This window comes from Escherichia fergusonii ATCC 35469 (genome assembly GCF_000026225.1).
GTDB lineage: Bacteria > Pseudomonadota > Gammaproteobacteria > Enterobacterales > Enterobacteriaceae > Escherichia > Escherichia fergusonii.
In genome coordinates this window covers 2839602-2854013 of the sequence record NC_011740.1, presented here as the reverse complement: position 1 = coordinate 2854013, position 14412 = coordinate 2839602, and the positions used below count along the sequence as shown (strand labels likewise).

At 47.7% G+C, this 14412-nt stretch carries 10 protein-coding genes; 2 read left to right on the top strand and 8 right to left on the bottom strand.

All coding sequences use genetic code 11. The features are described 5' to 3' along the window. Window positions 1-243: 243 nt before the first annotated feature. The 7 genes from EFER_RS14035 to EFER_RS14005 all read right to left on the bottom strand — a co-directional run bounded on the left by EFER_RS14035 (window position 244) and on the right by EFER_RS14005 (window position 10667). Window positions 244-1137: a DUF4434 family protein gene (locus EFER_RS14035; RefSeq protein ID WP_001096404.1), complete on the bottom strand. Its 894-nt coding sequence runs from the start codon at window positions 1135-1137 to the stop codon at window positions 244-246. Further along, window positions 1137-4106, bottom strand: a complete 2970-nt coding sequence (locus EFER_RS14030) for a phage receptor (protein ID WP_000654463.1) — start codon at window positions 4104-4106, stop codon at window positions 1137-1139. Before EFER_RS14030 ends, EFER_RS14035 begins: the two co-directional genes overlap by 1 nt. After that, window positions 4096-6330: a cyclic di-3',5'-guanylate-activated glycosyltransferase NfrB gene (gene nfrB / locus EFER_RS14025; protein ID WP_000455102.1), complete on the bottom strand. Its 2235-nt coding sequence runs from the start codon at window positions 6328-6330 to the stop codon at window positions 4096-4098. Before nfrB ends, EFER_RS14030 begins: the two co-directional genes overlap by 11 nt. 296 nt (window positions 6331-6626) lie before the next feature. After that, window positions 6627-7109, bottom strand: a complete 483-nt coding sequence (locus EFER_RS14020) for a hypothetical protein (RefSeq protein WP_000039762.1) — start codon at window positions 7107-7109, stop codon at window positions 6627-6629. Continuing rightward, window positions 7102-7908: a winged helix-turn-helix domain-containing protein gene (locus EFER_RS14015; RefSeq protein WP_000289858.1), complete on the bottom strand. Its 807-nt coding sequence runs from the start codon at window positions 7906-7908 to the stop codon at window positions 7102-7104. Before EFER_RS14015 ends, EFER_RS14020 begins: the two co-directional genes overlap by 8 nt. 358 nt (window positions 7909-8266) lie before the next feature. Then, entirely contained in the window at window positions 8267-8953 is a 687-nt protein-coding gene (locus EFER_RS14010; RefSeq protein WP_000521992.1) for a helix-turn-helix transcriptional regulator, read from the bottom strand. Between the two features lie 484 nt (window positions 8954-9437). After that, window positions 9438-10667 (bottom strand): amino acid permease, encoded by a 1230-nt coding sequence (locus EFER_RS14005; RefSeq protein ID WP_000036845.1) that lies wholly within the window; start codon window positions 10665-10667, stop codon window positions 9438-9440. A 243-nt stretch (window positions 10668-10910) separates the two neighbouring features. Here EFER_RS14005 and EFER_RS14000 point away from each other — a divergent pair, with 243 nt between their 5' ends. Continuing rightward, complete coding sequence (locus EFER_RS14000) at window positions 10911-12092, top strand: acetyl-CoA C-acetyltransferase (RefSeq protein ID WP_000665972.1); 1182 nt, start codon at window positions 10911-10913, stop codon at window positions 12090-12092. 4 nt (window positions 12093-12096) lie between these two features. Here the strand turns inward: EFER_RS14000 and EFER_RS13995 are convergent, their stop codons facing one another. After that, the gene (locus tag EFER_RS13995) at window positions 12097-13032 is read right to left on the bottom strand and encodes a LysR family transcriptional regulator (protein WP_000741904.1); all 936 of its coding nucleotides are present in this window, start codon (window positions 13030-13032) and stop codon (window positions 12097-12099) included. Window positions 13033-13141: 109 nt separating this feature from the next. Here EFER_RS13995 and lysA point away from each other — a divergent pair, with 109 nt between their 5' ends. Further along, the gene (lysA, locus tag EFER_RS13990) at window positions 13142-14404 is read left to right on the top strand and encodes a diaminopimelate decarboxylase (RefSeq protein ID WP_001120298.1); all 1263 of its coding nucleotides are present in this window, start codon (window positions 13142-13144) and stop codon (window positions 14402-14404) included. Window positions 14405-14412: the final 8 nt, after the last annotated feature.

Genomic DNA, 14412 nt, shown 5'->3' with positions numbered 1-14412 from the left:
AAAAAATCCGCCGCATTCTATTCATCTGAAGATAAAAAGCAATCGTTTTCGTGGGTGAATATATTTTTTATATTGATGAATAAGGATTGGAGGAATTGTATTTATCTATTAAAAATCATCGGATAAGAGGTTAACGACAAAATTTCAAAAGGCTGGAGATATTACTGGGGATGATAGTTTGATGAAATGACGGGAGCGGAAGTGATGACTCAGCAACCGCCCCATTAATGGTTAAGATATCAGTTAGTTGTATTCCATTATTCCCTGTGCCGCAGGTAAATAGCGCAGCGAAAAATAGAGTGAATCTTTGCCACAAGAAGAATGTTTTGCCATCAGTGTGGCGATCTCCGCCGGTGATTTTGGTTGCGCGGAGAATGTTTTACCTTTCCCGGCGACAAATAACTCATAAACGATACCACTGGCAGGTGTTACGTTTTGGCAGCCCGCACTCGCCGTCAGATAACGTTCCCGCTGGGCAGCGGTTAACTTGCCGACGCCGCTGCCATCCTGCACCCACACCTTCACCCCGGCGTCATGCATCTCACTAAGTAATTGACGATAGCCGTCTGGCGACATATTACCGGCAAAAAAACTGCTAATGTAAACAGGTTTATCGGCTACAGCTTGCAACATCTGACGGCTATCCTTCAGCCATTTGAGCAAGGGTGCACGCACGCTAACATCACGCCAGTTCAGGTCGTCAATTTCGGCGCTGATATACCAGCCATCAGGCTGAAAACCTGCCTGACTCATCCAACGCTGCGCCTGCTGAATATCTGCTGCCCGCAAGTGGTTAAAGTAATTTTCCAGTGCGGCAGGTGACTGTTTTTGATGATGAAAAAAGTCAGGATCAGCATTTAGCCCGACAATCACTTTTAAGCCTGCCCGCTTTGCCGCTTCTGCCCGGTGGATCAAGTTTGTGCGCTCTTGTGGTTGTGTAAAGGCGTCACCGTAACGTGTCCATTGCACAACAAGGGTATCAAAACCTTGCTGGTGCAGAGCATTCATTAATGATTGCCAGTGTGCATCGTTAATCTGCATATCACGGTTTTGTGGCTGCCAGAAAATACCGGTCATTGCTTGCGAAAATGGGTTTACCAACAGCAAAGTAAACAATAGAGTCAATAACTTAGCCATTACCAGCGAACTCCCAATGTCAGGAAGGCATTATTGCGCTCCCCGGCTGATTGATTAATGGTTTTGAATGTATGTTGATACTCCACGCCAACACTGATTTTATGCGGCCAGGCGTTATAGTGACTCTCACCAGTCCAGAGATTCCAGCGTAGGCCAACGCCACCCACCTGTGTTCCCTGAGTATCTTTACCCCGATAGCCATTGCCCTGCACATGGGCATAAGGTTCGAGAGTTTGCCCATATGCCACTTTCTGGTGCCAGCTCACCCGGTAGTCTGCCGTCCATGCCTGACTGTCCTGACGAATATAGTGTGCCGCATCAAGATAGAGGTTTTGTGCCATCCAGCCTGGGCCATTGGGGTGCCATTCATCACTGTATTTACCGTCATTAAACAGTGACGCACTGGCACGTAACATTGTGTCAGACTCGCCATGATGTTTATCGAGTGGCAATTGTTGTTCAACTGCAAGGAAAAACACCTGGTTTCGTAACGGTTTCCAGCGCAGTCCGGTGGCTGAAATTGGGTTCTTCACCGGCATTACCACGCCGTTACTGCCAGTATCGGCAAATACCCGGCTATAAGCGGCAAGGAGATCGCCATCGAGCAATATATTGCGTCCGATACGATATTCCGCTTCCAGTTGCCCGTAGCTGCGGTAGCTGTGACCCGGAGATGAACCACCAAGATTATTATTAGCAGAACTCATCGCCCCGGAACGCAAACCAATCGATGTATCAAAATTAAAACTCCAGCGACGCGCCACATCTTCATGCAGGCGACGGAAATTGAACAGTTGCTGATTCTGCTGCGGGCTAAGTGAATCAACCTGGGCCTGCCAGGTAATATCGTCAATCACTTCGCGGGCATAAAACTGTGTTTGCGCAATATCGTTCAGCCGCTGATTAACATACGTCAGCTGCTTGCGAATCGCCGGATCATCTGGCTGTGCACGATGGGCTTTTTCCAGTATTTCTCGCGACTGGGCGATATCACCGTTATCCCAAAGTGCATACCCAAGTGCGGCCTGAACAGCGCTGTTATCAGGCTCCAGTGCCAGGGCATGACGCAAATCGCTTATCGCTGCAGAGATGTTTTTTTGCTGACGATAAATACGAGCGCGGGCAGCAAAAGCACGGGCGCTCGGGGCGATGGCAAGGGAACGGTTTAAATCTTCCATGGCTTGTGGTGATTGCTGCGCAAGGTAACGCTGAGCGTGCAACCACCAGTATTGCGCGTTGTTAGTCAGCCCACGTTGCCGGGCAACCTTAAGCCAGTGATCGCGGGCTTCGCTGTCACCTGCCGCCTGAGCTGTGGTGGCGGCAGCCAGCAAATCCTCACTCTTCAATGCGTTGTCGCTGATTTTTTTCCATGCCTGAAGTGCCGTCGCGTAGTCCTGCACCTGATAAGCCTGGTATGCAACACCACGGTGACGCCAGTCATCAGGCTTTCGCTGTTGCGCTTGTTGCCAGGCGTACAATGACAATCCGGGTAAATCGTCACGATAGCACTGGGCCAGGCGGGTCCAGGCTGTCGCATCGTACGAAGGTGACATATCACCTAATAAATTACGAACAGCCTCGCAATTGTCGGCAATTCCTGGAAACTGGCTTTGCAACTGACGCAGGGCAGGGGATGACAGCGGTTGTGTCAGGCTTGCCAGTTTCAATGGCGTAGCCAGCGACGGCAGAGACTCAAGTAACTGTCCCAGACGCACCATCAACGTTTGTGTTGTCGCGTTCTCATCATCAGAGAAGGGATAACGCTGTAACAGTAACCGTGCGGCTTCTTTGCTCTGCCCGTTTTGTATAAGTTGCCATGTCAGACGATCGAGATTTTGTAGATCCGGTTTATCGGCGTACATCAGCTTCGCGAGTTGCAATGCTTGCTGGCGGTTATTAAGCGCCAGACTGACGCTATAGCGCTCCTCTGGCATTTCCCCGGCAGGTAGCAAATCCAGGATACGTTGTGCACCGATGTAATCCCGCTTTTTAAGCAGTTCGGGGAGTGTTGTGCCAACCACATAGCGACGGTTTTGCGCAAACTGCACTGGCTGATGCATCAGCGCCTGTACCGGTTGTTGGCTGTAGTGCGTAAGCAAATACAGCCAGCTTTTCTCCTGTTCAGCATTCAGGAAAACTGGCTGATTTTCTGCCAGATAGTGCGCCAGCCGAGCCGTTTCTCCGCGTTGCGCCAGCGTAGAGGCGTAATCAATCCGCCTTTGTGGATCGTTAAAAATCCCCTTAGCTTGTAATGCCAGTAAGCGGTCATCCAGTTGTCCGGCAATTAATACATCAAACCATTGCTGGCGCTCAGCAGCACTCAGCCTGTGTGGGGCGCGGGCGAACAGACTTTCTGCCAGTGCCCAGTCTTTCAGGTAGATTGCCCGGTGCAGAAGGTCGCGGCGCAGGGCTTTTCCCTGTGGTGAGGTCGCGAAAGTTTTATCCTCAAGCTGCGCATTAGCAATGTCGAGCAATGCCAGGCGCAGTGCATGTTGCCCGACTTCACTACGACACCCAAGGCCTGGTACGGCATCACAACTTTTTTGTAACGCCCGTAACTCCTCCTCAGAGTTAACAGGTTTCACCTCCACAGGGATCGCTACAAGTGCTCGTTTCAGGCGCGCATCTCCTGGTTGATGGCGCAGCTGCTCGCTAAGCAACTGGCGGGCTTGTTCATTGTGACCAAAATGGCGATAAGCTTCGGCAAGATACAGCGTCAGTGGAATGTTGTCGGGAAGCTGACGATGAATATACTCAAATTCACGCAGGGCTGTTTTTTCATCATTTTTACGTTGTGCTGTCAGCGCCTTTTCCAGTCGTGGATAAATAACGAAATGGCGATAATCGCTGATACCAAGTTCTTCAGCACTGGTGCCTATATTCTCTTCTGCCAGCGCACCACCGCTTAGCAATGCGCTCATCAGCAGACCAGACAGGCCGATAATCCGGCAACGATTATTATCCTTCATGATCTGTCTCCAGTTCTGCAATCTGCATTGTGGTTAACCCAGCCGCCTGTAACAGCGACTGCATTGAAACTTGCAAATTTTGCTGAATGCTCAGAACGCGATCCAGTGTCTCCTGACTGATCACGCCTTCCGCTACCAGAAATGCGCCAAGTGGGCGATCACTGCGTTCGTGGCGAAGTAGCAGGGCGTTAATGGCTGAACGATTGATATGCCCAAGCGTTGTCAGTACTTCAGCAAACAGAAACTGATGCTGTACAAACTGTTGCCAGATCTCGGTTTGTTGTTGTGGCGTTAACCAACGACGCAGCACCGCCTGCTCGAGCAGTTCGCGGGCATCGCGTCCACGACGGCGTGCGTACCAGTGGCGTAACCCTGTGACCACCTGGCCACGTAACACAATTACATAGCGCACCTGGCGACCGGTTTTGCGAGACAATGCTGCCAAAGAGACAGGATCAATCCCGTCTTCGCTGCCTACTACCAGAACATCATCTTCGATGCGCAGCGGTAACACTGCGTAATGCAGTGCCACACTGGCGGGGATTTGTTCAATCAGATAACGCGGGATCTGCCACGCATCAACGGATTCCCAACCGACTCCGTTTTGTTCCGCCAACGCCTGAGCCAGTTGTTGGGCAGTGATAAGTCCTTGCATCAACATTGAACCACCGAGACGCAGACCCTGTATACGATTCGTCAAAGCCTGCTCCAGTTGCGTTTCGGTAATAACATGATTCTCCAGCAAAATCTGGCCTAACGGGCGTAACGCTCGGTTTTCTCCGCTTACGCTGGGAAAATCGTGAGTCGTTTTATCCCATGCTACCCGACGCGGATCGCCATGCTGAAGTACCTGTTTTAGCGCGCGCCAGTTCGCCATAAAGTTAATCAGGTTACCCCAGCACAGACGGAGTACCGACAGTATTCCTTGCGTCAGCCCATAATAGCCAGTGACAAAAATCACCCGTTGCACAATGCGATTGACCATTAAGGCAAAATTCATCCACAACAGCGTTGTAAATGCGGCACTGTCGGTAAAAATAGAGAGAAAATGCCAGGCATTGGGCCAGAAGGTTTGATACAGCATCAAAAGCATCAGCTGGATAAAAACCAACATGGCAATAAAACTAATGAAATTGCTGATAGCCCCTTTGCGGTCACGCCAGAGGAAGTAATTGAGAATCAGGTTGGAAGTCCACTTATGGGTTTTGAATCCCTGAAAGACAATACCAATAATCCAGCGCGATTTTTGTCGCACTGCCGTTGTAAACGTGTCCGGGAAATACTCACGCACACAGATCATATTATGGGTACGTTTACTCTGGAATAACTTACGTGGTTCACCCGTTTTGCCGTCATCCACCACCGGAAAACGGACAAAAATCTCACTCATGCCCTTTTCTTTAAGACGAAAGCCAATGTCGTAGTCCTCGGTCAGACTCTGTACGTCAAAGGCAATGCCATCACCGTCAGCCAGCAATGCTGAAATAGCCCGGCGGCTGAAACAAGTACCCACTCCCGCGCTGGGAACTTGCCCGGCCAGAGCTTCGCGTACCGGAACATCCTTGCCGTGCAACTCGGAAAACTCATCGATGTAAGTCATGCTGGTGAAGTGTGTCCATTTCCGTTCGAATGGATATACCGGGATCTGGATAAGATCCTTACGATCTACCAGATAATTGAACAGCCGGAGTTCCATGGGCGAAATAACATCTTCCGCGTCATGCAAAATAAACCCGGCAAAGGCAAATTTGGCGCTGCGTTCAAACTGGGTGATGGCGTCCAGCACATTATTCAGGCAATCAGCTTTACTGGTTGGACCGGGACGGGCGCAGACCACCTTGTGCACGTTGGGAAAACGTGCACAGACTTCATCCACATCACGTTGGGTATCCGGATCGTTTGGATAGGTACCAACGAAAATATGGTAGTTTTCATAATCCAGCGTTGTCGCTGCCAGTTCGGCCATATTGCCAATGACACCCGTTTCATTCCATGCAGGCACCATAATGGCTAATGGTTTTTCATCCGGTTTATACAGTTCGCGGTAATTCATCCGTGGGTAGCGGCGATAAACGCTCAGGCTACGTTTTACGCGACGCAGCCAATAGACAACATCAATAAAGAGATCGTCCAGGCCACTAATTAACATCATTATCGCTAATGCGATCGCGATAAACTTCAACCCATACAACCAGGTTGAAAAAAGATCGAGAAGCCACTCCACGCTATTATCCTGTATCACTAGTGATTATGATAAGCGTGAATATATTAATGTTTTTTATAACGTCTGACAGCCCGGAACGAGGTAAAAAAATAATTATAAGAATGCGCTTTTTCTTACACTACTGTAATTTTTTTACACTCTTTTATTATTTGATTTAAATACATACAATATTGTGTGTGGTTTGTTTCTTATATGTTTCCATTGTTTTAAAATAAATGCAAAAGATGTTGTATTATTATGTGAGGAAATAAGAATTTATCTCAAATATTGGTGTACTACATTGATTGTAAAATATCTTATCGTGCGCAATAAAAGAGCGGCCTTTTACCAATGGTAAATAAAAAACCACGCTCCCCCTGATTAAGGATGGAATAACTGACATTTTCGTTCGGATAGACATAGAAGTCCGGGAGGATACTGGCAAGCAGAGCGTCTGGTAAGGTTTCCATGCCTTCATATTTATCGATTTTTGTGGAATGCAGGTGATAGACGTCCTGATTTTCTGTCCAGTCGTAAGAAACATCGCGTCTGATTATCCCTTTCGGTTTGTCGTCTTGCAGATAATTACCACTGACTGCAACAACACCCTGTTGTTTTTCCAATGAATACATAAAATTTAGCGTGATATTGGCATGAACATTTTTATGATATACCACCATCGATATTGAGCATTCTTCTTTATAGGTATGCTCGAAGCGTAAGTAGTGGTATACCAAAGCAGCACCCATACCCAGAAGGCAGCAAATCGCGGCGCAGAGAATGATATATTTTTTACTCACCGTAAGCCTCGCGAAATGAGAGTGTCATGCAGCCAGGAACAGAATGAACAAGATAGTCTTTCTTACAAACTAATACTGCCAACCCTGGATCGGTTTTTGAGAGTGGAAGATAAACCCAGGGATATTTTTTACAATCCAGTCCGGTACGGGTGATGAGCGTTTTGATTCGCGCAAAATTATTGTCACCATCATGGCTGTCATCTTTAACATAGAAATGACAACCATTCTCTTGCTCGAGCAGTTTGTAGTCCGCGAAAAAGGGCGTGGTTTCCCCGGAATGCCAATAAAAATGCATTCCGGTAGCGCCAACAATAAAGGCTAAGAGCATGATAAAAACCAGAGATAAACGCGACATCAGAGATATTCGTGGTTGCTGATGCTCATTTACGGGTAATAACAATTCCTCTGCATTACCTGTCTGTTCTTCTTCTTGCTCTTCTTCAGGGAAAAGTTCGTCTGAAGCCATGCGGACAATCTTAACGCCCTGCTCAATCTTAAACCCTTTGCGCGGTATGGTGGCTATCAGTGTTTGTTCCGTTTCACCTACCGCTTTCAGCCCCCGACGGACAATGGAAATATTCTGGTAAAGGGTGTTGGTCGGAACATACATTCCTTCATCTTCCCACACTTTTTTGAAAAGTTCTTGTTGGGAAACGACATCAGGAGAGGCTTCAAGTAAAAGAAGCAGACAACGACTGGCTGGTGACGTTAATACAACATTAAGCTCAGGATTTCTCCGGGAAATGAGCTTTTTACTCGCGGGTCTAAATTCAATAAACTCGTTAATAATCCAGTACATATATACGTCACAAGACATGTTGATAAAATTAAATAACCCGGAATATCTCTGAGTTAATATAGCTATTATTGCATATATAGAAGTAATGCTGATTGTTTTTTTACCTGTACTCGTCATACATGCAACTTGAGGTATGACGAGTATAATTAATAATGGTACGAATGCAGGGAATTATTGGACTATACTCTAAATAATTCAAGTTGCAGGAAGGCGATAAGCGAGTGAATTCCAGTCACTTACTAAAGTAAGTGACTGGGGTGAACGAACGCAATCGCAGCACATGCAACTTGAAGTATGACGAGTGCACAACCCGCTTTGGCGTAACCAAAGCGGGTAAGCATTGAACGTAACAGTCATCTCAGGCGAGGACGAGTTCGGCCTTCCTTTTTTCTGTCGGAAGTGGTGATGGTTGTTCACGAGTGACCGGATGAGAGTCGATAAACAACGAGTTGAGTTTACGCCCCATTCGTTTCTCGATACGCTGTTTATAGGCATAGACACTGCGGATATCTAAATCCAGATCCTGAGCGATATCTTGCGGGTCGCTACCACGTATCATGCTCCCCATGATCTTAAATTCCATTTTCGTCAGCGTGCTACCTTTGGCAAAAGATAAAAAACGACCGATAAATAACTGACGAATTTTTTCATTGGCAACATTCATGCTTTCATTGTGGTAAATGACCGCAGAGACTGCCGGATGGTTTTTACGCCAGTAATTTGCCAGTGGCTGCATATTACGATCGGTGACCAGAACGATTCCCATGGATGAGCTTGCCAGATAATTTATCCATTCATCATCGAGAAATAAACGGAAAAAGCTTACTGAAAAATCAACAAAGATATAGCCATTTAATCTGGCATTGTGATTTTTATTCACGATGCCATCGATGATTCCGCGATTAAAATACAGGCTGTCTTCCGGCCATGTACAGAAACAGGCATTCGCACAATATTCCTGACGTGGAGATTTCTCTGGCATCATTGCACAATGCAGTGAGCAGCTGCTGCACATCAGATTTTTTAACTTAATATCAAGCCCCATATTAAGAGCCTCCCTATCCGAAGATGATTTGCATAATTTCACTCACCAAAAGGTGTGTCAATGCACCACTGAATTCACTTATACCTAAGTAAATTTAGCAAAATAATAAAATTCTCAAAATCGGCTAATAGCCGTATTCTATTACTCTTTAATTAATCTCGATATCAACAAATGCTCATTTTTTAAATTGAGTATTTTATTGTGTGCCGTAAGACTTTTTTCCAGGAAAAAATCTTTATGATAATGCGATGAGTATCACTTTTCCCTTAATGTTGTCAGTATATTACCTGGGTAATCTTAGCTTCGCATCTTAAATGCTCTTAATTACATCGAATTCGCCTGGTTAAGATGAATTATATTGATTTTGTTATGTTTTTTTTGTGGGATATAAGGCTGGTTAAGATGAATGTTATTAGGGGTGAGAAAATTCGCGAATAAAAGATACGGTTCAGACGTAGGTTTCGTCTGAACCGTTTTTGTTATGTTAACCGAAGAACATCACAGACACACAAAGTAGGCCAACAATCAGAGTAATCAGATTACCCAGCGAGCGATGGGGTTTCAGTGCCGGAATCAAATACGTTGACAGCGTCGGCATGATAAACAAAATCATCGCAATCAGTGGTCCGCTGATTGCATAGATCATCGAAATTGCATTGGGATTAATGCAGCAGACGATAAACGTAATCAGTGAGATCACCAGAATCGACATGATGCGGTTAAATGCACGACTTTTATGGATGCCAATTTTTTGCAGCGAGTTGTTCATCACTTCCGTTGCACCTTCAATAACACCAAAATAGGTGCCAAGGAATGACTTCGACATGGCAACAACGGCAACGATAATGCCAGAAATAGAAAGCCAGGCGGGCGCATTTGGCATCATAGCAAGGGCCGATAATATGGTTACCCCTTCATTTTTAGCTGTTTCAATATAAGCCGGTGGAATGGCCAGCAAGCAACTAAAGACAAAAAATAGTACGCTCAGGCAGATGATAAGATAAGCCACCTTCATTATTTTCTTACATTTATTCATCGCCTGTTCGCCGTATTTCTCCTCTCTGTCTATGGCAAAGGTAGAAATAATCGGCGTGTGACTAAAAGCAAACACCATTACCGGAATAGAGATCCAGATTTGATGAATCGTCTCTTTATCAACTGTCATTTGCCCGGTTAGCAACGTCGGTTGCCAACTGCCGGTGAGATATAACGACAGAAATAAAAAGTAGCCAATGAGTGGGAAGACTAAAAAGCCCATCACCCGAATTGTGGCATGGCGGCCCATCAGGAAGATCAAATTCAGAATCAGCACGACTGCCAGGCTGACTAACATGCGGATACTGAAATTGATCTCGATATGTTTTGCCAGCTGCTCAGTCAATGAGTTGGTAATGGCAACGGCATAAATCAAAACCACCACAAAAAAAGCAATGAAATACAATGTGGTAATTAAATTGCCGATTTTCTTTCCATAGTAATGCGTTACCGCGCCAGTAATACCTTCGCCAGCTGAAGTGTGAGATGAAAGGATGAACTGGCACAATGCTTTATGCGGCCAGTAGGTTAGTGGCCAGGCGACCAGGGCAGTAATAAACAGTACTACAGCCCCCGCAGAGCCGAGCTGAATGGGAAGAAACAAAGTTCCTGCTCCAACGGCAGTACCATAGAGTGCGAAACTCCAGAGAGTTTCATCTTTTGACCAGATTTTTGACATTATTTGAATGTTTCAACCATAAATTAAACAAAACGGAGCGGAATTTATCACAAACTGAGCATGATGTGGGAGATTAAAGGATAGAACTCCATTGCTATGAGCTTTCTCTGGCTTGCCGCATGACACGAAGATGAAAGTGGAAATGTAAATATCTTGTGATAAAAATCACCGTTTTTGCACAAACAAGATAACTGTCATTAACAATAATCTATTATTGGCGGGTCAATTTGTGCAGAGGTCGTAATGAAAGAGGTCGTGATAGTCGGGGCGTTGCGCACACCCATTGGATGTTTTCAGGGGGCGTTGTCACGTCATTCTGCGGTCGAGCTGGGTAGCCGGGTAATACACGCCCTGCTGGAAAAAACAGGCGTGGATGGCAATGCCATTGATGAGGTGATTCTGGGGCAGGTACTCACTGCCGGAGCAGGGCAAAACCCCGCCCGACAGTCAGCAATTAAAGGTGGCCTGCCGAATACCGTCTCAGCTATAACTATCAACGACGTTTGCGGTTCCGGTCTGAAAGCGCTTCATCTTGCCACTCAGGCAATCCAGTGCGGCGAGGCTGATATCGTTATTGCGGGCGGCCAGGAGAATATGAGCCGCGCGCCGCATGTATTGACCGATAGCCGAACTGGTGCGCAACTTGGTAACAGTCAACTGGTTGACAGCCTTGTGCATGACGGTTTGTGGGATGCGTTTAATGATTATCATATTGGCGTGACGGCGGAAAATCTGGCGCGTGAATATGGTATCAGCCGTGAGTTACAGGATGCATACGCCCTGAGTTCCCAGCAAAAGGCACGTGCTGCCATCGATAGTGGCCGATTCCAGGCTGAAATCGTACCGGTAGTCATCGAACGTGAAGGGCAGTTGCTGCGGGTCGATACCGATGAACAGCCACGTACCGATGCCAGTGCAGAAGGACTGGCACAGCTAAATCCTGCTTTTGAGCAGATGGGCTCGGTCACTGCGGGCAATGCTTCTTCTATGAATGATGGCGCAGCGGCAGTCATGATGATGAGTGAAGCGAAAGCCCTGGAACTTAATTTGCCGATCCTTGCGCGTATTCGTTCTTTTGCCAGTGTAGGGGTTGATCCGGCGCTGATGGGGATAGCCCCCGTTTATGCCACTCGTCGTTGCCTTGAACGTGTAGGCTGGCAGCTCGCGGATGTTGACCTGATTGAAGCAAATGAAGCTTTTGCTGCTCAGGCATTATCGGTAGGGAAAATGCTGGAGTGGGATGAACGCCGGGTCAATGTTAACGGCGGTGCAATTGCTTTGGGACACCCTATAGGCGCATCGGGTTGCCGAATTCTGGTTTCCCTCGTCCATGAAATGGTCAAACGCAAAGCGCGTAAAGGGCTGGCGACGCTTTGCATCGGCGGTGGTCAGGGCGTGGCTTTAACGATAGAGCGCGACGAATAAGCCGTTAATGTTGCTTTGCACCTTGCAGGATGGCATCAAGTGAAGTTACCAGGCCCTGTAAGCTGGTTTGTAAGTGTTCACTAAAAGCATCGACCAGTGCAGAAGAGGGGCGGTGCAAGGGGCGAATCAGACTTATCGTGAATGGCACGGCAATACTAAAACGACGTACTTCCACGCCACTGGCAGCATAATCCAGCGCAGTGAGTGGGTTTACGACAGAAACCCCAGCACCTGCACGTACCATCGCACATACTGACGCGGCACTGTGTGTTTCAACGACCATCCGCCGTTTCACCTGATGCTCTGTAAATAAACTATCCAGCAACTGACGGTAACTGTCAGTGCGGGAGAGACTGATATAGTTCTCTCCCTGAAAATCCTGAGGCGTTAAACAATGTTTTGCTGCCAGCGGATGCCCCGGCGGTAAGACGCAGACTTCATCCAGGGAAAGCAACTCCGTACGCTCAGTTCCCGCAGGCGTATGCAGCGTTTCTGTTAATCCCAGATCGTGACGTTGGGCAGATAGCCACTCTTCCAGTAACGGTGACTCCTGAGGAACAACATTTAAACTGACATCCGGGTAGCGGGCGAGAAATGGCTGCAATAGCGGCGGTAGTAAGGATTGGGAAAAAACTGGCAGACAGACAATAGAAAGCTCGCCCTGACGAAATTCACGCAGGCTTTCTGCCGCACTCACAATGCGATCCAGCCCATACCATGAACGTTGCACTTCTTCAAACAAGCGCAAACCTTGCACCGTTGGGTGTAAGCGTCCACGTGTTCGCTCAAAGAGCTTTAGCCCGAGCAATTTTTCACACCGTGCCAGTTCCCGGCTGACCGTCGGTTGCGAAGTATGCAGCAAACGAGCCGCTTCGGTCAGGCTTCCGGCGGTCATCACCGCGTGGAATATTTCTATATGACGTAGAGTGACGGCAGCCATTATTTTCTCCAGCATTAATCCATATCATTTTTGCATAGACTTACGAAAAAACGATATTTTTTATTCGGTTTTTCCTGTGGCGTAATCATAAAAAAAAGAGGAGCCACAAATGCCACACTTACTGACCTGTGCTGCCAGTGATTTGACCGCTGAAAATCTGCTGACACTGCCTGCCGAATTTGGTTGCCCGGTATGGGTATACGATGCACAAATCATCCGCCGACAGATCGCGGCACTGAAGCAGTTTGATGTGGTGCGCTTTGCCCAGAAGGCATGTTCCAATATTCATATTCTACGTCTGATGCGTGAGCAAGGAGTGAAGGTTGATTCCGTATCGCTGGGCGAGATCGAACGAGCATTGGCTGCCGGGTACGATCCTTTGACTTCACCGGACGATATTGTCTTTACCGCTGATGTGATTGATAGCGCGACTCTGGCACGGGTCAGCGAGCTGCGTATTCCGGTAAATGCCGGATCTGTCGATATGCTGGAGCAATTAGGGCAGGTTTCGCCAGGGCATCGTGTCTGGCTGCGGGTCAATCCTGGCTTTGGTCACGGGCACAGCCAGAAAACGAACACCGGCGGCGAGAACAGTAAGCATGGGATTTGGCATACCGATTTGCCTGCAGCACTGGCAGTGATTGCACGCTATGAGTTGAAACTTGTGGGGATTCATATGCATATTGGTTCCGGTGTCGATTACGCGCATCTGGAACAGGTCTGTGGGGCTATGGTGAGTCAGGTCATTGAGTTTGGTCAGGAGCTGGAGGCGATATCTGCTGGTGGTGGATTGTCGATCCCGTATCGTGACGGCGAAGAGGCCGTGGATACCGAACACTATTTTGGTTTGTGGAATGCTGCTCGTGAGCAAATTGCTCATCATCTTGGGCATCGGGTGAAGCTGGAAATCGAACCAGGACGTTTTCTGGTAGCACAATCCGGCGTATTAATCGCCCAGGTACGAAGCGTGAAACAGATGGGGCGTCGCCACTTCGTGTTGATTGATGCAGGATTCAACGACTTAATGCGCCCTGCAATGTATGGCAGTTATCACCGAATTACTGCACTGGCGGCAGACGGACGATCATTTGACAATACGCCAGTGGTGGAAACTGTAGTGGCGGGGCCGTTGTGTGAGTCCGGCGATGTTTTCACGCAGCAGGAGGGGGGCACTGTCGAAACGCGTGAACTTCCACAAGTTGCGCCGGGTGATTATCTGGTATTGCATGACACGGGCGCCTATGGCGCATCGATGTCATCGAATTACAACAGCCGCCCGTTACTGCCAGAAGTACTGTTTGATAATGGTCAGGCGCGGTTAATTCGTCGTCGCCAAACTATTGAGGAGTTACTGGCACTGGAGTTAATCTGAGTGCCAGC